Here is a 23079-nt window from a genome sequence, read left to right as displayed (position 1 = left end):
GCTTGGCACGGCGCGACCGGCGCACTGCCGCGCGGGTAAGGTCTGCGCCTGTGAGTGGAACATCAGCAGCTCTGACACCTCCGGCCGACGCCGTCGCGCCGGTCCGGCACCCCGACGCGCCCGCCCCCGGCGAGCTCCTCGGAGCGCACTACGAACACTGTTTCGGCTGCGGCGGGGGGCAGCCGCACGGACTGCACCTGATGGCGCGGGCCGGTGAAGGCGTGAGCGTCACCGCCGAGTTCACCGTGCAGCCCGCCCACCAGGGCGCCCCCGGCCTCGCCCACGGCGGTGTGCTCGCCACGGCGCTGGACGAGACCCTCGGCTCGCTGAACTGGCTGCTGCGCACGGTCGCGGTGACCGGACGGCTGGAGACCGACTTCGTCCGACCCGTCCCCGTGGACACCGTGCTGCACCTCGACGCCCGGATCACCGCCGTGCACGGCCGGAAGATCTACTCCACCGCCACCGGCCGGATCGGCGGCCCCGAGGGCCCCGTCGCGGTCCGGGCCGACGCCCTCTTCATCGAGGTCAAGCTCGACCACTTCATCGACAACGGCCGGCCCGCCGAGATCCAGGCGGCCATGTCCGACCCCGACCAGGTCAGGCGCGCCCGCGCCTTCGAGGTGAACCCGTGATGCGCAACCCCGTCGACGTACTGATCCGCCTCCTCGACCCGGACGTGCCGCTTCCCGCGTACGGACACCCGGGCGACGCCGGGGCCGACCTGGTGACCACCGAGGCCGCCGAACTCGCCCCCGGCGAGCGCGTGGTGCTGCCCACCGGTGTCTCGATCGCCCTGCCCGACGGGTACGCCGCGTTCGTGCACCCCCGCTCCGGCCTCGCGGCCCGCTGCGGAGTGGCCCTCGTGAATGCCCCAGGGACCGTGGATGCCGGGTACCGTGGGGAGATCAAGGTGATCGTGGTCAACCTCGATCCGCGCGAGAGCGTGCGATTCGAACGGTTCGACCGGATTGCCCAACTGGTTGTCCAGCAGGTCGAGAAGGTGCGCTTCCACGAGGTGGCGGAACTTCCCGGCTCGGCGCGGGCCGAAGGGGGCTTCGGGTCCACCGGCGGCCACGCGTCGGTGGACGGCGCCGAGGGCGGGATCACCCACGGTGGGAACAGCTACGCTTCGGTCGTATCCGACCGGGAAGGACAGTGACGTGTTCGGACGTCGCAAGAAGAGTGGTTCCGCCGAGGACGCGGCGGACGAGGTGCGCGAGGCCGAGCAGGTCGCCGACGAGCCCGAGGGCAGCGACGGGAGTGCCAAGGGCACCCGTCGGATGAACCTTCCGCCGGCCCCCCGGCCGGACGGACCCTGGGACAGCACCGAGGTCTCCCAGCCCGGCGAGGGCCGGGTCGACCTGGGCGGCATCTTCGTCCCCGGGGTCGAGGGCATGGAACTGCGCGTCGAGGTGGCCGGGGACGCGATCGTCGCCGCCACCGTGGTGCTGCGCGACAGCGCGGTCCAGCTGCAGGCCTTCGCCGCCCCCAAGAAAGAGGGCATCTGGGGCGAGGTCCGCGACGAGATCGCCTCGGGCATCACCCAGCAGGGCGGCATCATCGACGAGGTCGAGGGCCCGCTGGGCTGGGAGCTGCGCGCGCAGGTCCCCGTGCAGCTCCCCGACGGCACGGGCGGTGTGCAGCTCGTGCGCTTCGTCGGCGTCGACGGGCCGCGCTGGTTCCTGCGCGGCGTGATCTCCGGCCAGGGCGCCGTCCAGCCGGAGGCCGCAGGCCTGCTGGAGACGGTCTTCCGGGACACCGTGGTCGTCCGCGGCGACGGACCGATGGCCCCGCGCGACCCGATCGTCCTCAAGCTCCCCAACGACGCCCAGATGGTGCCCGAGGGTGTTCAGCAGGAGGACCAGGAGAACTCGAAGTTCTCCGGTGGCATGGGCCAGCTCCAGCGCGGCCCCGAGATCACCGAGGTCCGCTAGCGGCACCCCGCGGTACTTCACAGCGATCGGCCGGTGGGCCGCACCCTCTTCGCGGGTGCGGCCCACCGGCCATTGCCCGGCCGTGTGCCGGATGCACATACTGGCGGGCGACGACGCGGATCACGTGATTACGGGGGAGCAGCATGACCGAGAGCACCAGCGGGCAGCCGGGCACGGCCCTCGCCGAGGACCCGGCCCGTACGGCCATGGTCCGGGTCGAGGACCTGCACCGCTCGTACGGCAGCGGAGCGGCCGCCGTGCACGCCCTGCGCGGGGTCTCCTTCGAGATCCCCCGCGGTGAGCTGGTCGCGCTCAAGGGCCGCTCCGGCTCCGGCAAGACCACCCTGCTCAATCTGGTCGGCGGCCTGGACACCCCGGACGAGGGCCGGATCACCGTCGACGGCACCGAGCTGGCCGGCCTCGGCGAGAAGGGGCTCCTGGAGCTGCGCCGGGACCGGGTCGGCTTCATCTTCCAGTCCTTCGGTCTCATCCCGATCCTGACCGCCGCCGAGAACGTCGGCGTACCCCTGCGGCTGCGCAGGGCCGACCCGGCCGAGCGCGACGAGCGGGTGGCCCTGCTGCTCTCCCTCGTCGGCCTCGCCGACCACGCCGAGCAGCGTCCCGGCGAGCTCTCCGGCGGCCAGCAGCAGCGGGTCGCCATCGCCCGAGCCCTCGCCAACCGCCCCGCCCTCCTGATCGCCGACGAGCCCACCGGACAGCTCGACGCCGAGACCGGGCTCGCCGTGATGGAACTGCTCCGCGCGGTCGTCCGCAGCGAGAACGTCACCGCCCTGGTCGCCACCCACGACCCCCAGCTGCTGGGCCTGGCCGACCGCGTCCTGGAGCTGAGCGACGGCCACATCGTCGAACAGACCTGAGCCACAGCTCCGCCCACGGCGCGCATCAGAGTTCCGTCAATACGCCCCTCACCTGCGCTCCCGGACCCGAACCACCCCCCGGAGCGGAGTAGCGTCGAGTGCGGCAGCCGCACCGGGCGCCACCGGCCGTCGACATGACGCCGCCGGACGGAAGAAGACAATGGGGCCATGGGACGCGGCACACTCCGGATCTACCTGGGCGCGGCACCGGGCGTCGGCAAGACGTACGCGATGCTCTCCGAGGCGCACCGCAGGGTCGAGCGCGGCACCGACTGCGTGGTCGCCTTCGTGGAGCACCACGCCCGGCCGCGCACCGAGGTGCTGCTGCACGGCCTGGAGCAGGTCCGGCGCAGCGAGATCAGCTACCGCTCGGCCGTCTTCACCGAAATGGACGTCGACGCGGTCCTGGAGCGCGCCCCGGCCGTGGCCCTGGTGGACGAGCTGGCCCACACCAACGTCCCCGGCTCCCGCAACGCCAAGCGCTGGCAGGACGTCGAGGAGCTGCTCAAGGCCGGGATCGACGTCATATCCACGGTCAACATCCAGCACCTGGAGTCGCTCGGCGACGTCGTGGAGTCGATCACCGGCGTCCGGCAGCGGGAGACCGTCCCCGACGAGGTGGTCCGCCGGGCCGACCAGATCGAGCTGGTCGACATGTCGCCCCAGGCGCTGCGCCGCCGGATGGCGCACGGCAACATCTACCAGCCCGACAAGATGGACGCGGCCCTCTCGAACTACTTCCGCCCCGGCAACCTCACCGCCCTGCGCGAGCTGGCCCTGCTCTGGGTCGCCGACCGGGTCGACGAGTACCTCCAGCAGTACCGGGGCGAGCACAACATCCGCACCACCTGGCAGGCCCGCGAACGCATCGTCGTCGGGCTGACCGGCGGGCCCGAGGGCCGCACCCTCATCCGCCGCGCCTCCCGGATGGCGGCCAAGGGCTCCGGCAGCGAGATCCTCGCCGTCTACATCGCCCGCAGCGACGGCCTGACCTCCGCATCCCCGAAGGAGCTGGCCGTCCAGCGCACCCTGGTCGAGGACCTCGGCGGCACCTTCCACCACGTCATCGGCGACGACATCCCGGCGGCCCTGCTGGAGTTCGCCCGCGGCGTCAACTCCACGCAGATCGTGCTGGGCTCCAGCCGCCGCAAGACCTGGCAGTACATCTACGGTCCCGGGGTCGGCGCGACCGTCGCCCGCGAGTCGGGGCCCGACCTCGACGTCCACATCGTCACCCACGAAGAGGTCGCCAAGGGCCGTGGCCTGCCGATCGCCCGCGGCGCCCGGCTCGGCCGCGCCCGGATCATCTGGGGCTGGCTCGTCGGCGTCGTCGGATCCGTCCTGCTCGCGGTGCTGCTGCGCAGCCTGGAGAACGGGCCCGGCCTCGCCAACGACGTCCTGCTCTTCCTCTTCCTCACGGTGGCCGCGGCCCTGCTCGGCGGCCTGAGACCCGCGCTGGCCTCGGCCGCCGTCGGCTGCATGCTCCTGAACTACTGGTTCACCCCGCCCACCCACACCCTGACCGTCCAGGACCCGGAGAACTTCGTCGCCATCGTGATCTTCTTCGCGGTGGCGGCGGCGGTCTCCTCCGTGGTCGACCTCGCGGCCCGGCGCACCCACCAGGCCGCCCGGCTGCGTGCCGAGTCGGAGATCCTCTCCTTCCTCGCGGGCAGTGTGCTGCGCGGCGAGACCGCCCTGGACGCCCTGCTGGAGAGGGTCCGCGAGACCTTCGCGATGGAGTCCGTCGCCCTGCTGGAGCGCAGCAGCGACGTCGAGCCGTGGACCTGCGCCGGATCCGTCGGCCCGGCCCCCGTCACCCGCCCCGACGACGCCGACGTGGACATGCCGGTCGGCGACAACATGGCCCTCGCCCTGTCCGGCCGGGTCCTGCCCGCCGAGGACCGCCGGGTGCTGGGCGCGTTCGCCGCGCAGGCCGCCGTCGTCCTGGACCGCCAGCGCCTGGTCTGGGAGGCCGAGCAGGCCCGCAGGCTCGCCGAGGGCAACCGGATCAGGACCGCGCTGCTCGCCGCCGTCAGCCACGACCTGCGCACCCCGCTCGCCGCCATCAAGGCCGCCGTCAGCTCGCTGCGCTCCGACGACGTCGCCTGGTCCGAGGCGGACGAGGCGGAGCTCCTGGAAGGCATCGAGGACGGCGCGGACCGGCTGGACCACCTGGTGGGCAACCTGCTGGACATGTCCCGCCTCCAGACCGGCACCGTGACGCCCCTGATCCGCGAGATCGACCTCGACGAGGTGGTCCCCATGGCGCTCGGCGGCGTCCCGGAGGGCAGCGTCGACCTCGACATCCCCGAGACGCTGCCGATGGTCGCCGTCGACCCGGGGCTCCTGGAGCGGGTCGTCGCCAACATCGTGGAGAACGCCGTCAAGTACAACCCCGGCCGGGAGCCCGTCGCCGTGGCCGCCAGCACGCTCGGCGACCGGGTCGAGCTGCGGGTCGTCGACCGCGGCCGGGGCGTCCCCGACGAGGCCAAGGAACGGATCTTCGAGCCCTTCCAGCGGTACGGTGACGCCCCGCGCGGCGCCGGAGTGGGGCTCGGCCTCGCCGTCTCCCGGGGCTTCGCCGAGGCCATGGGCGGCACCCTGGACGCCGAGGACACCCCGGGCGGCGGGCTCACCATGGTCCTGACCCTCTCCGCGGCGCCGGGCGGCGTCCGGGGCGACGCCGAGCTGCCGGCCCAGGTCACCTCGTGACGCGCCCCGGCGGGCCCGGACGCCCCAGGACGTACACCGCCCGCCCCCACGCGCTCGCTTCCCCCTCCCCGTACAGCACAGCTCTTCCCTCCTCCCCGTGCAGCAGAAAGGCAGGTCCGCGATGACCAGGGTGCTTGTGGTCGACGACGAGCCGCAGATCGTCCGCGCCCTCGTGATCAACCTGAAGGCCCGCCAGTACGAGGTCGACGCCGCGCCCGACGGAGCGACCGCCCTCCAGCTCGCCGCCGCCCGCCACCCCGATATCGTCCTCCTCGACCTGGGGCTGCCCGACATGGACGGGGTCGAGGTGATCAAGGGCCTGCGCGGCTGGACCCGGGTCCCGATCCTGGTCCTCTCCGCACGGCACACCTCCGACGAGAAGGTGGAGGCACTGGACGCGGGGGCGGACGACTACGTCACCAAGCCGTTCGGCATGGACGAGCTGCTGGCCCGGCTGCGCGCTTCGGTACGCCGGGCGGAACCGGTCGGCCAGGAGGGCGCCGAGGACATCGCCCTCGTCGAGACGGCCGGCTTCACCGTCGACCTGGCGGCCAAGAAGGTGCACCGGGCCGGCCGCGACGTACGCCTCACCCCCACCGAATGGCACCTGCTGGAGGTCCTCGTCCGCAACGCCGGTCGGCTGGTCAGCCAGAAACAGCTCCTCCAGGAGGTCTGGGGCCCCTCCTACGGCACCGAGACCAACTATCTGCGGGTCTACATGGCCCAGCTGCGCCGCAAGCTGGAGGCGGACCCCTCGCACCCCCGGCACTTCGTCACCGAACCGGGCATGGGCTACCGCTTCGAGCGCGGCTGACACGCACCGGCTCACCCTTTCGAGTGATCACGTAGGGCCTACCGAGCCTCCGTGAGCGGCCCGCGGGACCGGTACCCTTCGGGTATGAGTGCTCTTCCCCGATCCGAGAAAGCCGGGAAGGCCGGGAAGGCGGCGCGACCTTCCGGGCGCTTCCGCCGTATGCTCGACCGGCTCTCCAGCTCCCAGGAGGACCTGGAGTCCCAGGAGCTGCGGGACGACGCGCAGGCCACCGGATGCACCCGGATCTCCGAGTGCTCCGATCGGCAGATCGTGAAGGTGGCTGGTACGTTGCGGACCGTCACCCTCCGTCCCCGGGCCGGAGTGCCCGCCCTGGAGGCGGAGCTCTTCGACGGCACCGAGCCGCTGGACGTGGTCTGGCTCGGCAGGCGTTCCATCGTCGGCATAGAGCCCGGCCGCAGGATCATCGCCTCGGGGCGGGTCGCCATGAGCCACGGCCGCCGGGTGCTGTTCAACCCCACATACGAACTCCGACCGCTCGGCAAGGAGTAGCCGGTGACGTCTCTCGACAAGCCGACGTCCGACACGGACCAGCCCCACCGCACCGACCCGCAGCACGCCGGCGGGACGCACGCCGCCCAGCAGGACGCCGAGGCGAAGGCCGTCACCGAGGCCGCCCTCTTCGAGGCCTTCGGCGGTGTGCGCGGCATGGTGGAGACAGTCCTGCCCGGACTGCTCTTCGTCACGATCTTCACCATCAACAAGGACCTGCACATCTCGGCCATCGCGGCCCTGGCGGTGTCCCTGGCCCTCGTCGCCGTCCGGCTGGTTCGCCGGGACACCGTCAAGCACGCCTTCAGCGGCGTCTTCGGGGTGGCCTTCGGCGTCGTCTTCGCGATGATGACGGGCAACGCCAAGGACTTCTACCTGCCGGGCATGCTCTACACCCTGGGCCTCGCGGTCGCCTACCTCGGCACCGCCGCCGCCGGGGTGCCGCTGATCGGCCTGATCCTGGGCCCGGTCTTCAAGGAGAACCTCTCCTGGCGGACCCGTAATCCGGGCCGGAAGAAGGCGTACACCAAGGCCAGCTATGCCTGGGGCCTCATCCTGCTGGCGAAGTGCGCGATCCTCTTCCCGCTCTACTGGTGGGCCGACACCACCCAGTTCGGCTGGGTGCTGATCGCGCTGAAGATCCCGCCCTTCCTGCTCGCGGTCTATCTGACCTGGGTCTTCCTCGCGAAGGCCCCGGCGCCCATCGACGTGTTCGCCGAGATGGAGGCCGAAGAGGAGGCCGAGAAGGAGCGCAAGGCCGCGGCTGCGGCCCTCCGCGACCCGGAGGCCTGATCCTCGGAACGACGGAAAAGGGGCCCGGAACCGCTCAGCGGTTCCGGGCCCCTTTTCCGTCGTTCCCGTGGTCAGTCGTCCGCAGGATCCCGCCGGACCGACAGCAGGTCCTCCAACTGCTCCTCGCGCGCCTGGGCGGCCACGAACAGCAGCTCGTCACCGGCCTCCAGGGACTCCTCGGGGCTCGGCGTCAGCACCCGCGTACCGCGGATGATGGTCACCAGCGAGGTGTCCTCGGGCCAGGCCACCTCCCCGACACGGGTGCCGGCCAGCGCCGACTCCGGCGGCAGGGTCAGCTCCACCAGGTTGGCGTCCCCGTGGCTGAAGCGCAGCAGCCGGACCAGATCGCCGACGCTCACCGCCTCCTCGACCAAGGCGGACATCAGCCGCGGCGTCGAGACGGCGACGTCCACGCCCCACGACTCGTTGAACAGCCACTCGTTCTTCGGGTTGTTCACCCGGGCCACCACGCGCGGCACGCCGTACTCGGTCTTGGCGAGCAGCGAGACGACCAGGTTGACCTTGTCGTCCCCGGTCGCGGCGATCACCACGTTGCACCGTTGCAGCGCCGCCTCGTCCAGCGACGTGATCTCACAGGCGTCCGCCAGCAGCCACTCGGCCATCGGGACCCGCTCCACCGAGATGGCGGTCGGCGCCTTGTCGATCAGCAGCACCTCGTGCCCGTTCTCCAGCAGCTCGGCGGCGATGGAACGACCCACCGCGCCCGCCCCGGCAATCGACACACGCATCAGTGACCGTCCTCCTCGGGACCCTGGGCGAAGGCCTCTTCGACCTGGGCGATCTCGTCCGTGCGCATCATCACGTGGACCAGGTCGCCTTCCTGGAGGACGGTCTGCGAGGTCGGCAGTATGGCCTCGCCCAACCGGGTGATGAAGGCCACGCGGACCCCCGTCTCCTCCTGGAGCGTGCTGATCTTGTGGCCGATCCAGGACGGCGTCGTGTGCACCTCGGCGAGCTGCACACCCCCGCTCGGGTCACGCCACAGCGGCTCCGCGCCCGAGGGCAGCAGCCGCCGCAGCATCTGGTCCGCCGTCCAGCGCACCGTCGCCACGGTGGGGATGCCGAGACGCTGGTAGACCTCGGCCCGCTTCGGGTCGTAGATCCGCGCCGCGACGTTCTCGATGGAGTACATCTCGCGGGCCACCCGGGCCGCGATGATGTTCGAGTTGTCGCCGCTGCTGACCGCGGCGAACGCCCCGGCCTCCTCGATCCCCGCCTCGCGGAGGGTGTCCTGGTCGAAGCCGACCCCGGTGACCCGGCGACCGCCGAATCCGGACCCGAGGCGACGGAACGCCGTGGGGTCCTGGTCGATCACCGCGACGGTGTGCCCCTGCTGTTCCAGGGTCTGTGCGAGAGCGGCTCCGACGCGCCCGCAGCCCATGATGACGATGTGCACTGTGCGCCTACCCCGCCGTCCTGGTCATCCGGCTGACCTGCGAAAACACGCTGCTCACACTTCTCTCTCAGCTTGCTGGGCAAACAACGGGGCCCACCCCCGCGGTGCGGCCCGGGGACGAGCTTATGCGCCGGGGAAGTCAATGCCTCATCCGAGTGTCCGCATCCTTGCGCACTCCGGCAAAGGAAAAGCAAAAAGGGCGGAGCCGGCGCAAGGATCGCGTTAAGGAATGCGGAGGCGTTCTCCGCCGACCGCAGGAGATTGCGGGGCCACGTCGAAAGGGCGTGCGTCCTGGGTCCGGGCTGCGCTTACGATCCTCAGCGTGTCCAAACTGACCGACCTGCCCAAACGGATCCTGATCGGCCGGGCGCTGCGCAGCGACAAGCTCGGAGAGACCCTTCTCCCCAAGCGCATCGCGCTCCCCGTCTTCGCGTCCGACCCGTTGTCCTCGGTGGCGTATGCACCCGGAGAAGTCCTCCTCGTGCTGTCCATCGCGGGGGTGTCGGCGTACCACTTCAGCCCCTGGATCGCCCTCGCCGTGGTCGTCCTCATGTTCACGGTCGTCGCCTCCTACCGGCAGAACGTCCGCGCCTACCCGAGCGGCGGCGGCGACTACGAGGTGGCGACCACCAACCTCGGCCCCAAGTCCGGACTGACCGTCGCCAGCGCCCTGCTCGTCGACTACGTCCTCACCGTCGCCGTGTCGATCTCCTCCGGCGTCGAGAACCTCGGCTCCGCGATCCCGTTCGTCATCGAGCACAAGACGCTCTGCGCCATCGGCGCCATCGTCCTGCTCACCCTGATGAACCTGCGCGGCGTCAAGGAGTCCGGAAAGCTCTTCGCCATCCCCACCTATCTCTTCGTGGCCGGCGTCTTCCTCATGATCCTCTGGGGCGCGTTCCGGGGGATGGTCCTCGGCGACACGATGCACGCCCCCACCGCGGAACTGGAGATCAGGCCCGAACACCAGGGACTGGCCGGCTTCGCGCTCGTCTTCCTCCTCCTGCGGGCCTTCTCCTCCGGCTGCGCCGCCCTCACCGGGGTCGAGGCGATCAGCAACGGGGTGCCCGCCTTCCGGAAGCCGAAGAGCAAGAACGCCGCGACCACGCTCGCCATGATGGGCCTGCTCGCCGTCACCATGTTCTGCGGCATCATCGGCCTCGCCATGGCCACCGACGTCAAGATGGCCGAGAACCCGGCGATCGACCTGATCCGCGACGGCGTCCCGGTCGGCGCCGGCTACACCCAGGACCCGGTCATCGCCCAGGTCGCCGAGGCGGTCTTCGGCCACGGATCCTTCCTCTTCATGGTCCTCGCGGCCGCCACCGCCCTGGTCCTCTTCCTCGCCGCGAACACCGCGTACAACGGCTTCCCGTTGCTCGGCTCGATCCTCGCCCAGGACCGCTACCTGCCGCGCCAGCTGCACACGCGCGGCGACCGCCTCGCGTTCTCCAACGGCATCGTGCTGCTGGCGGGCGCCGCGATCCTGCTCGTCTGGATCTACGGCGCCGACTCCACGCGGCTCATCCAGCTCTACATCGTCGGGGTGTTCGTCTCCTTCACGCTCAGCCAGACCGGCATGGTCCGGCACTGGAACCGCCTGCTGGCCGACGAACAGGACCCGGCCAAGCGCCGCCACATGATCCGCTCCCGGGCCATCAACGCCTTCGGCGCCTTCTTCTGCGGCGTCGTCCTGGTGATCGTCCTCGCCACCAAGTTCACCCACGGCGCCTGGGTGGCCCTGCTCGGCATGGTCATCTTCTACGGCACGATGACCGCGATCCGTAAGCACTACGACCGGGTCGCCGCCGAGATCGCCGCCGACGAGGCCCCCGCCGACGAGGGCCTGCGCCCCTCCCGCGTCCACGCGATCGTGCTGGTCTCCAAGCTCCACCGCCCCACCCTGCGCGCCCTCGCCTACGCCAGACTGATCCGCGCCGACCACCTGGAGGCGCTCTCCATCAGCGTCGACCCGGACGAGACGCGAGCGCTGCGCGAGGACTGGGAGCGACGCGGCATCAACGTCCCCCTCAAGATCCTCGATTCGCCCTACCGCGAGGTGACCCGCCCGGTCATCGAGTACGTCAAGGGCCTGCGCCGGCAGAGCCCGCGCGACGTGGTCAGCGTCTACATCCCCGAGTACGTGGTCGGCCACTGGTACGAGCACCTGCTGCACAACCAGAGCGCCCTGCGCCTGAAGGGCCGTCTGCTCTTCACCCCGGGCGTCATGGTGACCTCCGTCCCCTACCAGCTCCAGTCCTCCGAGGCGGCGAAGAAGCGGGCCCGCAGGCGCGCCGACTGGAGCGCCCCGGGTTCGGTCCGCAGGGGCCCGGTGGAGCGCAGGCACAAGGAGCCGAACCGCAAGGGGTGAGAGGGTGGCGGCCGGTCGTGGCAATTGGCCTGACCACGCCCGCGTAGACTGGTGGGCTGTCGTCCGGCCGCGGGCCCGACCCGTTTACCCCCTTCCTCCCTGGAGCCTCCCCTCATGCAGAACGAACCCACGTCTTCGCTGGTCGGGGAGGAGTACGAGGTCGAGGTCGGGCCCGTCGCACACGGCGGCCACTGCATCGCCCGCACCGCCGAGAACCAGGTGCTCTTCGTACGTCACACGCTCCCCGGCGAGAAGATCATCGCCAAGGTCACCGACGGCGACACGGACTCCCGCTTCCTGCGGGCCGACGCGGTACGCATCATCGAGCCGTCCAAGGACCGCGTCGAGGCGCCGTGCCCGTACGCCGGCCCCGGCCTCTGCGGCGGCTGCGACTGGCAGCACGCCAAGCCGGGCGCGCAGCGCCGCCTCAAGGGCGAGGTGATCGCCGAGCAGCTCCTGCGGCTGGCGGGCCTGACCCCCGAGGAGGCCGGCTGGGACGGCACGGTCATGCCCGCCGAGGGCGACAAGCTCCCCCCGGGCGAGGTGCCGGCCTGGCGCACCCGCGTCCAGTACGCCGTCGACGCCGACGGCCGCGCGGGCCTGCGGAAGCACCGCTCGCACGACGTCCAGCCCATCGACCACTGCTTGATCGCCGCGCCGGGCGTCTCGGAGCTCGGCGTCGAGAAGCGCGAGTGGCCCCAGATGGCCGCGGTGGAGGCCATTACCGCCACCGGTTCGCACGACCGCCAGGTCATCCTCACCCCGAAGCCCGGCGGCCGGCTCCCCCTGGTCGAGCTCGACCAGCCGGTCTCCGTACTCCGCGTCGAGGAGAAGGACGGCGGCGTCCACCGCGTCCACGGCCGCGCCTTCGTCCGCGAGCGCGCCGACGACCGCACGTACCGCGTCGGCTCCGGCGGCTTCTGGCAGGTCCACCCCCAGGCGGCCAACACCCTGGTCCGCGCGGTCATGCAGGGCCTGCTGCCCCGCAAGAACGACATGGCCCTCGACCTCTACTGCGGCGTCGGCCTGTTCGCCGGCGCCATCGGCCAGCGCCTCGGCGAGAAGGGCGCGGTCCTCGGCATCGAGTCCGGCAAGCGCGCGGTCGAGGACGCCCGCCACAACCTGAAGGACCTGGACCGGGTCCGCATCGAACACGGCAAGGTCGACCAGGTCCTGCCCCGCACCGGCATCACGGAGTGCGACCTCATCGTCCTGGACCCGCCGCGCGCGGGCGCGGGCAAGCAGGTCGTCAAGCACCTGTCGGGGCTGGGCGCGCGCAAGATCGCCTATGTGGCCTGCGACCCGGCGGCGCTGGCGCGGGACCTGGCGTACTTCCGGGACGGGGGATACAAGGTGCGGACGCTGCGGGCGTTCGACCTGTTTCCTATGACGCATCATGTGGAGTGCGTGGCGATTCTGGAGCCGGCCGCGAAGGGGCTCTGACCTGGGGCTTCACCCAAGAGTGCAGGGTCAACCGGTCTGCGGCGGCCTTCGCTGGGTATGGCGCACGACGAGCCATCTGGCCGTCCGGGTGGCCAGGTCGGTGTAGCCGTCCTGGTCCCGGTCGGTGCGGTCAGGGCGCTGAGACGCATCCGCCTTCGGACTGCGGATCGCCTGCGTCTCCTCCGGGTTGCGCTGTTGAGGCCCTGGCGATTGTCTCAAAGGACTGCGGTCACCGGCTGGACGGACCTTCAGGTTGGGTCTCGCCAGGGCTCGGCCCTGAGGTGCTGTCCATGTCCGTGCCATCCTGCGGCTGTGGAGAGCCCGTTCCGCGACTGCTCAGCCGGATCAGTTGGCGGTCACCACCTGCTGGGTGGCCCACTGGGCGGTCTCCCGGTCGGGGTAGGAGGCGGAACGGGTCAGCACGGGGCATCCTTTCTAATCACCTGGTCGGACCCTGCGCTCGTACGAGCGGCAAATGGTTCAGTAGTCGGAGAAGTTCCAGAACATGCCGACCTCAGTGTCCGAGACGACGATCAGGCCGCAGTCCTCCGAGTACACGCTCAGGGGGTTGTACCCCCAGTGCGACGTCGTGAAGTCGAGTGCTCCCGGCACAGGGCCGGGCCGGCTGACGTTGGTGTGATAAGTGGCCTCGTCGCCGTAACGTGCGAGGATCGTCCTCGCCATCGCCCGCAATTCTCCTTCGCTCTCTGTGAAGCGCTTCAGGTTGGACAGGGTGCAGCAGTCGTCCGTGAGGGCCAGCAGCAGGTTCTCGGCGCTGGCCCGATCGATCTCGCGGAGACGCTGCGCGATGTATTCCGGGGGGTGCACAGCGAACGGGTACGTGGCAAACCCCTCGCGCTCCGGGTCCTGCGCCGAATCGTCGAGACCCGTCCAGCCCCGGGGGTCCGGTACGGCCCGAGCCATCAGCTTGAGGACATCAAGGACCCAGTCCTCGTGCCGGCGTGGGCCGGTGGCGTCGTACGGGTACGCGTCCTCGAACAGGTGGCGTACGGCGGCTTCCCAAGAATTCTGTTCGAGAGGCATGTGGTGCTGGCCTTTCTCGGCGTGCGCTAGGACTTGGAGGGCATCGACGTCATGACGGTGAACGGCGGAGTGCGGCTGCTGTCGTACCGGAGCCGCGTGTCGATACCTGTGACGTCGTAAGACCTGGCATTCATGCCGCCCTGTTTGTAGCCGGACAGCGGGTCGTTGAGGTCTACCGGCTGTTTGCTCACACTGCGGCCGCTGGTCTCGCTGTTCGGCGCGGTCGAGTGGAAGTCTCTGACTTCGCCCTCCCCCGGCGGGGGAGGGCCCTTGACCCAAAGCTCGATAGCGGACGTGCTTTTTGTTGAGGTTGTACTCGGTCAGCTCCTCTGCCCGCCGGTAGTTCGGGAAGGCCGAGGAGGCGCTGGGCTTCGGCTTGCCGTGCGGCCAGGCGGGGGTAGGACCGTTCCCCTGCTGATCACGCGGGCGCTGCGCCAACTGCTCGTCCGTCTTGCCGACGTGCTTGTCCAAAGTGTGGCCGCCTGCCATGTATTCGTTGGCGGCGAGGTTCAGGTCGTAGCTGCCGTTCGAATCGACCTTCAGCCAGACCTTCGAGTCCTTGAACTCCTCCAGGGCCCGGGTGCCGAAGCCGTGCGCACGGGCGACGCCGGCCTCGAACTTGGGGGGCCCTGCGGTAAGCCTCGTCCAGCGGCCCTTTCCGTGCCGTCATTCGGGTGGTCAGGCCGTCCAGGATGCCGGTGTATTTGGCGACGATCCCGTTCAGCTTGCCGGTGTCGAGGTTCAATACCGTCTTGATGTCGAACGACAGGAGCAGGCCGGCGCCGCTGGTCTGCGCCCACTGGTAGCCGTGCTGTCGCTGCCCCCGGGCCGTTCCTCCCCAGAGGGCGCTGCAGAAGGTCCGCATCGCGGCCTCCCACTCGGCCTGCTGGTGGTTGGTGATGGCACCGACAGCCTGGGTGAGCTGGTCCGCCCCCAGCGATGCAGTGACGGACACTCTCATCCATCTGTGGCAGAGCGAGTTGAGATAATGCTGTTCCGGATAGGGGTAAACGTCTGCCACCCTGCCGATCCGGAACACGTGCTTGCACAGGGGATGGAGGAGATCCCGGACGATTTCGGGCATGCCCTCCATCAAGCCCCGCAGGATGTCGTCGCCGCCGTCGTCGTCGCCCCGCCTGGGCGAACTTCTCGGCCTCGGTGCCGGCACCGCCTGCGTCGGAGTACTTGCCCAGCTCTCATCGAGCACGGCGCAGAGCGCTGTGCGGGCTGGGGAGACCCGGGGCCTGATGGTGCCCATGGGGTTGATCCCCGCTCGTGCCGACCGATGAGGCCGGAAGTCCCTGAAAAGTCGGGGAGGCGTGCACCGGAGTCGCGGAGCGGGGGCCGGCCCCCGCTCCGCGACTGCCTGTCAGTCCTGTCCGGTCACGTCACCGTCCACTTCTGCGACGCGCGGCCATCGCACCGATTGATGACCAACGGGAGTCCGTCCGCCCCATTGCTCCCGTCCGTGTCCAGGCAGACGCCGCGATTGCGGATGGTGCCGTCCGACTGGATGGACCAGTCCTGGTTGGCGCCGCCATGACAGTCCCACAGCTGGACCCTGGTCCCGTCGGCCGTGGCCCAGGCGTCCACATCGAGGCACTTGCCCATCGACCGCAGTGTGGCGCCGTCGGGCTGCCACTTCTGGTTGTCCCCGCCGTTGCAGCTCCACAACTGGACCTTGGCGCCGTTCGTCGCGCTCCGGCCGTTGACGTCGACGCATTTCCCGCCGATTCCGGCGATCTGCACCGGGGCGGACGGGGCGTCCTGAGCGACGCCCTTCCCGACGAAGGTGACCGAGTCGATGTCGTACGAGTCGGCCGCCGCGGTCTTGAAGACCAGGTAGAGCTCGGTCGTTCCGTCGGGCCTGGTGACGTCGACCGCCGGTGTGCTCCGGTAGTCGTCCCAGCCGCCGGTGCTCGGGACCGGCACCGTGGCGATCAGCGCCCCGGTCGGTGACCCGTCGCGCAGTTCGACCGTGCCTCCGCCCGAGGGTGAGGACAGCCGCAGGGAGACCTTGTCGATCCCGGTGAAGTTGACCGGAGCGTAGGAGGCCCAGTCGTTGTCGCTGATGTCGCCTAGCCGGCCACCGGACTCCGCGCCGCCCTGTGAGACGACCCGGATGCCGGACTGCCGGGTGTAGAACTCGGCCTGCTTGTGCTTGGGCTGGAGTACCGCCTTGTCGCTGCCGGCCAGGGCGGGTGCTCCGGAGGCGCCCTTGTCCGTGTAGCTGGAGGAAGCGACGTACGACACGTTCAGGTCGGCGTGGGCCGTGTCCGTCTCGGGGACGATGGTGCCCGAGCAGCCGGTGATCGCGTCGGTGTCGTGCGCGTGCTCGTCATGCCCGAGCGAGGGCACGGTTCTGACCTTGGTGCAGTCGATCGCGTCGTCCTCCGGGTCGGTGACGTCCACCGTGTACGGGATCCGGTCGCCCCAGTCGAACATGCCGCCGTTCGGCAGGGAGAGTTCGACGGTCGGCGCCGTGTTGCCAGAGGTCACGGTGAGGTTGGCGGTGCCGTCGCGGCCGCCGGTATCGGTGACGGTGAGCTGGGCGGTGAACTGCCCCTTCGCCGTATAGGTGTGCGTGGGGGACGCCTGGTCGGAGGTCGCACCATCCCCGAAGTCCCAGTGGTAGGTGAGTGTGCCGCCCTCGGGGTCGCTCGAGTCCTCAGCCGAGAACTTCACGGTCAGCGGTGCGGGCCCGGACGTGGGGGTCGCGGTGGCCACGGCGAGGGGACGCCGGTCACCCGAGCTGTAGTCGATGCGGTAGAGGCCGGCGTCCGGATTGTCCCGGCCGAAGCCGCTTCCCCACTCCAGCAGGTACATCGCGCCGTCAGGGCCGAACTTCATGTCCATCGGGGACTTGAAGCTCAGGTCCGGCAGGAAGTCGTTGATCTTGAGCAGCTTCCCGTCGTCGTCCAGCCGGAATTCGTGCAGGTTGTTGCGCGACCATTCGCCGAAGAACGGTGTCTTGTCGAAGTAGGCCGGGAACTTCGTCTCCGACGGGTTGTCGGGGTCGTAGTGGTAAACGGGGAACGCGGCGGGCGCCTCCCCGCCGTCGCCCATCTCGGGGAACTTCCCGCCGTTGGCCCCGTTGCCGTACCAGACGTCCGCCTTCTGGGCAGCCGGGAGGTTGGTGATGCCGGTGTTGTTGGGCGAGTCGTTGACCGGGGCGGCGCAGTCGAAGTCGGGCCCGGACTGGCCGGTGGCGTAGTCGTAGTCCCGGTAGGGGATGTTGTCGCCGACGCAGTACGGCCAGCCGTAGAAGCCGGGCTGCTCGATGATGTTCCACTCGACGATCGCCGCCGGTCCCCGGTCCGCGTTGTCGGAGCCCGCGTCGGGTCCGTAGTCGGCGGCGTACAGGGTGCCGTCGGCAGGGTCGACCGAGAACCGGAAGGGGTTGCGGAAGCCCATCGCGTAGATCTCGGGCTTGGTCCGGGCCGTGCCCGGGGCGAACATGTTGCCCGCCGGGACGGTGTAGGTGCCGTTGGTCTCCGGGTGGATGCGAAGGATCTTGCCGCGCAGGTCGTTGGTGTTGGCCGAGGTGCGCTGGACGTCGTTGTCGGCGCGCCCCGGGCGCTCGTCGATCGGGCTGTAGCCGTCGGAGCGGAACGGCTCGGTGTCGTCGCCGGTGCCTATGTAGAGGTTGCCGTTGGGCCCGAAGGTGATGTAGCCGCCCGTGTGCCCGGGTTCCGGCGACTGGCGTGACGAGGGGACCTCCATGACGACTTTCTCGCTGGCTTCGTCCAGGCTGTCGCCGTTGACGGTGAACCGCGAGACGCGGGCTATGTCCTCGGTGCCGCCGGCCGGCGAGTACATCAGGTAGATCCAGCCGTTGGTGGCGAAGTCCGGGTCCAGTGCCAGGCCGGTCAGTCCGTCCTCGCCGCCGGTGTACACGTCGATCGTGGCGGCGGTGACCACATCGCCGCTGTCGGGCTTGTGGACCTTCACCTTGCCGCCGTACTCGGCGTAGAACACCCGGCCGTCGTCGGCGATGTCCAGGGCCGCGGGGCCGGTGGTGTTCTCGTCCAGCGGGACCTTCTCGTAGTCGGCCCAGGTCGTCGGGCCGCAGTCCGCCTCGACCTTGCCGCCCGCGGTCTCGACGCCGCCCACCACGTGGTCACGGAACTGCGGGTCCGAGTAGCTGCCCGCGTCGTGGCCCATGGCGGTCGCCCATACGCTGCCGCCCTCGGCGTCGCGGCACCAGGAGATCGGGTGGTCGGCCCCCATGGCCTCGCTGCCCGGGTCGTACGTGGTCTCGTCGGCTGTGACCAGTACGTGCACATCGCCGCGCGGGTTCGGGTCGAAGTTGTACCACTCCTCCGTGCGTACCCAGCGGTCGGGAAGGTGCGAGGTGGAGGGGTGGACCCGGTCGGCGACCTTGGCGGTGCCCTGGAGACTGCCGGGCGAATGCGCGGGCATGTGGGCGCCGCCGTTGACGAGCTCGTCCCACCAGGGGAAGTCGTTCTCGATGCCCATGTCGAGCGTGTTGTGGACTGCCGCGATGCCGCCGCCGTTGTGCACGTATTCCTGCACGGCCTGGCGCTGGGCGTCGGTCTCCCAGACCATGCCGGAGGTCTGGACCATGGCGACCACGTCGTACTCGGCGAGGTCGGCGTCGTTGAAGACGGCTGCGTCCTCGCTCTTGGTCAGCTCCCATCCGCGGTCGGCGGCGACCTGGTCGAACATCGTGATGGCGGCCGGGATGGAGTCGTGCCGGTAGGCGCCCGGCGCGGTCTTGGTGAACAGGAGGACGTGGAAGCCTTCCGGATGGGCGCTGGCCGGTGTGGCCAGGCCGGCCACGAGGAGGGCGGAGCTGACTAAGCTCAGCACCCATCTCGTCGTCGTTGATCTCATGTGCGGCTCCTGCGGTCGTGGATCGGACGGGGGAAATCTGGGGGAATCCGGACTGGACGCGTGAGACATGAGCGACTGGCCGGCGTGTCAGGCCGACGGCGGGTGGGAGAAGGCCGGTCGGGCGGGGCGGCGTTCAGCCTTCCGGAGAAAGGCCAGGCCCCGGGTGGCGAGGGCGTCCTGGCTGGGGGCGAGCGGCCGCCACACGGAGGCGGCGACCGCGATGGTCGCGTTGTGCGCGGTGAACGACTCGATGCACAGCGGCCCTTGGTGGCCCTCGTCGTCCAAGGCGTCGAGGAAGCCCGGCCAGTCCAGATGGTCGTCCCCCGGTGCGCCCCGGTCGTTGGCGCACACCTGGACGTGGAAGATGCGGCCGGTGGCCCGGCGTACGGCGTCGGGCAGTGAGCGCTCCTCGATGTTCTGGTGGTACGTGTCGAGAGCGATGCCGATGGTGCCGGCGGGCAGCCCGTCCATCGCCGCCACCGTCTGGTCGACGGTGTTGAACAGGCTCGTCTCGTACCGGTTGAGCGGCTCGACGGCAATCCGGACGCCCGCCTCGGCGGCGTGCGCGACGACCGGCGCGATGTTCTCCCGCCACTGCTCGTACGCCGACGTCCGCTCGGCGTCGTCCATCTGCCAGGTGCGCCCGACGGCGGTGTAGACGGGGCCGGCGACGACCGGGGCACCGATCCGCGCGGCCGCGTCGACGCACTGCCGCAGATAGTCCTGGGTGGCGCGGACCACGGAGGGCCCGGCGCGGACGAGATCGCGTCCCGGTGGCATCACCGCGAGCACCGCGGCGGGCGTGAGGCCCTGGTCGCCCAGGAGCTCGGCTGCGGTGGCGGGCTGCCAGTCGCCGGGCTGCTCCAGCGGGATCTCGACGCAGTCGAAGCCCCACGCGGCCAGGCGCGGCAGCACTTCGGCGAGGGCCTTCTCGGTGACCGGCGAGTGCCAGATCCAGGGGTTGGCGCCGATCGCGCGCCGCGTGGCCGGACTCACTTGCCCCCCCAGTCACCGGGGTACCCGGGCAGCTTCTCGCAGCCGCAGGCGCCGTAGTGCAGGGGCGGCATGCCCTCCTTGTAGTACTGGTCGAAGTTGTCCTCGGTCACGACCGGCTGCGGCAGGGTCCACTGCTTCGGGACCTCCTGACCTTCCAGAACGCGCAGTGCGGCGATGACGGGCGTCCGCCACTGGAAGGTCGGGTACGCCGGTGCGATGGCGGTGAGGTCCTTGTCCTTCCATGCCTGGAGGAAGTCCTGCTGGTCCTCACCGGTGATCGGTGGCACGTCCTTGCCCGCGTCCTCGAATGCCTCGACGGCCGCGACGGCGGTGGCACCGGAGTCCATCCAGACCCCGTCGATCGTGCCGTGCCGGGCGAGTGCGTCGGCGACGATCGATTTGGTCTTCGAGGGGTCGCCGTCGGTGAACTTCACCTCGGCCACCTCGAGTCCGGCCTTGTCGAGGGCCTTCTCCGCGGCGGCCCACCGGTTCTCCAGGACGTCCACACCGGGCGAGATGCGCAGCGCGACGATCTTGCCACCCCGGTCCACCTTGTCGACCAGGAAGTCGGCTGCCGCGGCACCGTAGGCATAGCCACCGATGGGGCTGATGAAGGTGACCCCGCAGTCGGTCTGCACGCCCCGGTCGAAGACGATCACCGGTATCTTTCCGCAGGCCTCCTGCACCGCCGGAGTGAGGGTGGCGGTGGTGTTGGGCGAGACGATCAGCGCGTCGCAGTCCTGGCCCGACAGCTCCTGGATGTCCGAGATCTGCTTGTCGTCCTTGCCCTGCGCGTCCAGAACGGTGAAGTCCGTGATCTCCTCGTGCAGTTTCACCTCCGCCTTCATGTTTCTGAGCCCCACCTGCCGCCACGGGTTGAAGACGCCGGCGTTGGAGAAGCAGAGGTGGACGTCCTTGGCACCGCCCGCCTTGGCGTACTTCGACGTGTCGGTCATCTCCGGGTTCAGCATCTGCTCCCACGGCTTGTCCGCCGGTCCCTGAGGCGTCGCCCCGGCGAGCGCGAGCTGGCGCTCGTACGCCGCCGGGTCGAAGAACTTCGACTCCCCACCGGACTTCTGGGACTGCGCCGAGGCGGTGGCGCCGCCCGCCGCGTCGTCCTCCGGCACGTCGGACGAGCAGGACGACAGCAACGCCGCGGCCAGCAGGGCGGCGAGTGGGACGGCTGGACGGGCGTAGCGGCCGGATCGTGCGGTGCGAGGTGCGCGACTCATGAGGAGGTGCCTCCCGATGGTTGTGAACGGTGACGGCGTAAGCGCTTCAGTCCCGGCCGCCCGGTGGCTCCGAGACCGACGGCCGTGATGACGATGACGCCCTGGACGGTGGACTCCAGCGCGCCCGAGACGCCCTGGAGGTTGAGGAGTGTGAAAAGCGCCTGGAGGGAGAAGGCCCCGGCCATGGCGGCCACCACGGACCCGCGCCCGCCGCCGAGGAGGACCCCGCCGAGCACGACCGCGGTGATGGCCTCGAACTCCAGGCCGCGGCCGGCCTGGGCGGAGACACCGGAGAAGCCCGCGACCAGCACCGCCGCCAGGGCGGCGGCCGTGCCCGAGAGCACGAACGCGAGAGTGCGGACGCGGGGGACGCGAACGCCCGCGAGGTTCGCCGCGCGCTCGTTGTCCCCGGTGGCGAGGAGCGTGCGGCCGAAGTCGGAGCGCATCAGCCACACCGCTGCGGCGCCGACCACGACGCAGGCAGGCACGGCCCAGGGCAGCCAGCCGCCCGCGGTGCCACGGCCGAACTCTCTGAAGCTCTGGGGCAGTACGCCCTGCGGGGAGCCGCCGGTCCAGTAGAAGACGGCACCCTCGAGGATCAGCATCATGCCGAGGGTGGTGATGAAGGACGGCACCCGGAGCCTGGTGGTGATGAGCCCGTTCACCAGCCCCACCACCGCCCCGGCCGCCAGGAGACCGGCGGTGACGAGCAGCCAGGGGGCGTCCGGGTACGAGCCGTAGAACTCGGCCCCTACCACCACTCCGGCGGTCACCACCGCGCCGACGGAGAGGTCGAAGCCACCGGAGACGATGACGAGGTACTGGCCCGCGGCGAGGATCACCAGCGGTGCCGCGCGTTTGACGAAGGCGAGGAAACTGTCGGGCCCGTAGAAGCCGGGGTCGGTGATCGCCAGGGCGGCGAGCAGGACGACGAGGAGTCCGTAGACGGGAGCGCCGGTGCCCAGGCGGCGGACCGCCCGGACAGCGGTGTTCGGGGTGTGGGTCCCGGTCGTGGTGGCGGTCATGCGGACTGCTCCTGCCCCGGGGCGCCCGGCGCCCCGCCCTGTTTCGCCGGTCCCCGGCCACCGCGGCGCGGCCGTCCGGAGGCCCGGCCCCGGCGTGGCCGGGCGTAGAGGGCGACGGCGGCGATGATGACGACGCCGCGGACGACGTTCTTGAAGAACGGGTCGACGGAGAGCTGGTTGAAGATGCTGTCCAGCACGGAGAGGACCAGGACGCCGCCGAGGGTGCCGGCCACTCCGCCGCGTCCCCCGGCGAGCGCTGTGCCGCCGAGCACGACGGCGGCGATCGACTCCAGGTCGTAGCGGGCGTCCGTGCCCGCCCAGGGGGCGCCCGCGCCGAGCCGAGCGGCGAGGAACAGGGCGGCGGCCCCGACGCACAGCGAGCACAGGACGTGCGCGAGAACGACGGTGCGTCCGGTGCGGACGCCGGACAGCCGGGCGGCGTGCTCGTCGCCGCCGGTGGCGTACATGTGGTGGCCGACGCGGGTGCGCCGGGTGATCAGCCAGGCGACGACGGCGACCGCGATCAGCAGGAGCACGGAGACCGGCACGAAGCCGATGCGGTCGTAGCCCAACCGCCGGAAGGAGGCGGGGACATGGCCGGCAGGGCCGGTGTAGGTGTCCTCGATGTAGCCGCGCAGGATGAACGCCATGCCGAGCGTCGCGATGAACGCGTTGACCTTCAGCCCGGTGACGATCAGCCCGTTCGCGACGCCGACCGCGGCGGACAGCGCGAGGACCGCCAGGATCGCGGTGAGGACGCTGCCGCTCTCCATCATCTCCGCGGCGACCAGGGTCCCGAGGCTGACGAGGTACGCGACGGAGAGGTCGAGGGATCCGGTGACGATCACCACCGACTGGCCTACCGCGACCAGGCCCAGGGCGACCGAGTTCTGGAGGATGCCCGTGACGGTGGATCGCGTCATGAACTCGCCGCCGTCCGCGGTCACGACGATCCAGCCTATGAGGGTGACCGCGAGGGCGGCCAGCCACACGGCGACCACGGGGTCGCCGAGGCGCATGCGGCCCAGGGCGTTCGGCCTGCGGGGCGCGA

General features: G+C 70.6%; 19 protein-coding genes and 1 pseudogene. 10 read left to right on the top strand and 10 right to left on the bottom strand.

Annotated features, from left to right (window positions below; translation table 11 throughout):
- The first annotated feature begins 50 nt into the window (after positions 1–50).
- The 8 genes from ACH4UK_RS34540 (at position 51) to ACH4UK_RS34505 (ending at position 7643) form a co-directional block, all read left to right on the top strand.
- Complete coding sequence (locus tag ACH4UK_RS34540) at positions 51–635, top strand: PaaI family thioesterase (protein ID WP_398362849.1); 585 nt, start codon at positions 51–53, stop codon at positions 633–635.
- Positions 635–1162, top strand: coding sequence for a dUTP diphosphatase (gene dut / locus ACH4UK_RS34535; RefSeq protein WP_398363017.1), 528 nt, complete (start codon positions 635–637; stop codon positions 1160–1162). Before ACH4UK_RS34540 ends, dut begins: the two co-directional genes overlap by 1 nt.
- A gap of 1 nt (position 1163) precedes the next feature.
- Positions 1164–1937 carry a DUF3710 domain-containing protein gene (locus ACH4UK_RS34530; RefSeq protein ID WP_398362847.1) on the top strand — a complete coding sequence of 258 codons (774 nt, stop codon included), beginning with the start codon at positions 1164–1166 and terminating at the stop codon, positions 1935–1937.
- Between the two features lie 143 nt (positions 1938–2080).
- Complete coding sequence (locus ACH4UK_RS34525; RefSeq protein WP_398362846.1) at positions 2081–2815, top strand: ABC transporter ATP-binding protein; 735 nt, start codon at positions 2081–2083, stop codon at positions 2813–2815.
- A gap of 168 nt (positions 2816–2983) precedes the next feature.
- Positions 2984–5527, top strand: coding sequence for an ATP-binding protein (locus tag ACH4UK_RS34520; protein WP_398362844.1), 2544 nt, complete (start codon positions 2984–2986; stop codon positions 5525–5527).
- Between the two features lie 121 nt (positions 5528–5648).
- A complete protein-coding gene (locus ACH4UK_RS34515) occupies positions 5649–6341 on the top strand; it encodes a response regulator (RefSeq protein WP_398362842.1) in 693 nt (230 codons plus the stop codon).
- An 84-nt stretch (positions 6342–6425) separates the two neighbouring features.
- Positions 6426–6851 (top strand): OB-fold nucleic acid binding domain-containing protein, encoded by a 426-nt coding sequence (locus tag ACH4UK_RS34510; RefSeq protein WP_398362840.1) that lies wholly within the window; start codon positions 6426–6428, stop codon positions 6849–6851.
- Between the two features lie 3 nt (positions 6852–6854).
- Positions 6855–7643 (top strand): DUF3159 domain-containing protein, encoded by a 789-nt coding sequence (locus ACH4UK_RS34505; RefSeq protein ID WP_398362838.1) that lies wholly within the window; start codon positions 6855–6857, stop codon positions 7641–7643.
- A 71-nt stretch (positions 7644–7714) separates the two neighbouring features.
- On the opposite strand, the gene ACH4UK_RS34500 is transcribed toward ACH4UK_RS34505, so the two are convergent.
- Both ACH4UK_RS34500 and ACH4UK_RS34495 read right to left on the bottom strand, forming a co-directional pair.
- Positions 7715–8392, bottom strand: coding sequence for a potassium channel family protein (locus ACH4UK_RS34500; RefSeq protein WP_398362837.1), 678 nt, complete (start codon positions 8390–8392; stop codon positions 7715–7717).
- Positions 8392–9060: a potassium channel family protein gene (locus tag ACH4UK_RS34495; RefSeq protein WP_398362835.1), complete on the bottom strand. Its 669-nt coding sequence runs from the start codon at positions 9058–9060 to the stop codon at positions 8392–8394. Before ACH4UK_RS34495 ends, ACH4UK_RS34500 begins: the two co-directional genes overlap by 1 nt.
- Positions 9061–9382: 322 nt before the next feature.
- Here ACH4UK_RS34495 and ACH4UK_RS34490 point away from each other — a divergent pair, with 322 nt between their 5' ends.
- Both ACH4UK_RS34490 and ACH4UK_RS34485 read left to right on the top strand, forming a co-directional pair.
- Positions 9383–11431, top strand: coding sequence for an APC family permease (locus ACH4UK_RS34490; RefSeq protein ID WP_398362833.1), 2049 nt, complete (start codon positions 9383–9385; stop codon positions 11429–11431).
- A gap of 114 nt (positions 11432–11545) precedes the next feature.
- On the top strand, positions 11546–12874 hold the full coding sequence (locus ACH4UK_RS34485; RefSeq protein ID WP_398362832.1) for a class I SAM-dependent RNA methyltransferase: 1329 nt from the start codon (positions 11546–11548) through the stop codon (positions 12872–12874).
- Positions 12875–13354: 480 nt separating this feature from the next.
- On the opposite strand, the gene ACH4UK_RS34480 is transcribed toward ACH4UK_RS34485, so the two are convergent.
- The 8 genes and pseudogenes from ACH4UK_RS34480 to ACH4UK_RS34445 all read right to left on the bottom strand — a co-directional run bounded on the left by ACH4UK_RS34480 (position 13355) and on the right by ACH4UK_RS34445 (position 23047).
- Entirely contained in the window at positions 13355–13918 is a 564-nt protein-coding gene (locus tag ACH4UK_RS34480; RefSeq protein ID WP_366390645.1) for a hypothetical protein, read from the bottom strand.
- Positions 13919–14254: 336 nt separating this feature from the next.
- Positions 14255–14407: pseudogene (locus ACH4UK_RS34475) on the bottom strand (hypothetical protein); the annotation flags it as partial.
- Positions 14337–15002: a hypothetical protein gene (locus ACH4UK_RS34470; RefSeq protein ID WP_398362830.1), complete on the bottom strand. Its 666-nt coding sequence runs from the start codon at positions 15000–15002 to the stop codon at positions 14337–14339. The gene ACH4UK_RS34470 and the pseudogene ACH4UK_RS34475, both read right to left, overlap by 71 nt.
- Before the next feature lie 299 nt (positions 15003–15301).
- On the bottom strand, positions 15302–18775 hold the full coding sequence (locus ACH4UK_RS34465; protein ID WP_398362828.1) for a ThuA domain-containing protein: 3474 nt from the start codon (positions 18773–18775) through the stop codon (positions 15302–15304).
- Positions 18776–18862: 87 nt separating this feature from the next.
- The gene (locus ACH4UK_RS34460) at positions 18863–19771 is read right to left on the bottom strand and encodes a sugar phosphate isomerase/epimerase family protein (RefSeq protein WP_398362826.1); all 909 of its coding nucleotides are present in this window, start codon (positions 19769–19771) and stop codon (positions 18863–18865) included.
- A complete protein-coding gene (locus ACH4UK_RS34455) occupies positions 19768–21003 on the bottom strand; it encodes a substrate-binding domain-containing protein (protein WP_398362824.1) in 1236 nt (411 codons plus the stop codon). Before ACH4UK_RS34455 ends, ACH4UK_RS34460 begins: the two co-directional genes overlap by 4 nt.
- A complete protein-coding gene (locus ACH4UK_RS34450; RefSeq protein ID WP_398362822.1) occupies positions 21000–22028 on the bottom strand; it encodes an ABC transporter permease in 1029 nt (342 codons plus the stop codon). The genes ACH4UK_RS34455 and ACH4UK_RS34450 overlap by 4 nt, the downstream gene beginning before the upstream one ends.
- Positions 22025–23047 carry an ABC transporter permease gene (locus tag ACH4UK_RS34445; protein ID WP_398363015.1) on the bottom strand — a complete coding sequence of 341 codons (1023 nt, stop codon included), beginning with the start codon at positions 23045–23047 and terminating at the stop codon, positions 22025–22027. The genes ACH4UK_RS34450 and ACH4UK_RS34445 overlap by 4 nt, the downstream gene beginning before the upstream one ends.
- Positions 23048–23079 lie beyond the last annotated feature (32 nt).

Origin of the sequence: Streptomyces sp. NPDC020884 (assembly GCF_044333935.1) — a bacterium.
Classification (GTDB): Bacteria; Actinomycetota; Actinomycetes; order Streptomycetales; family Streptomycetaceae; genus Streptomyces.
The sequence above is the reverse complement of the archived record's forward strand: the minus strand, read 5'-3'. Positions and strand labels throughout refer to the sequence as shown.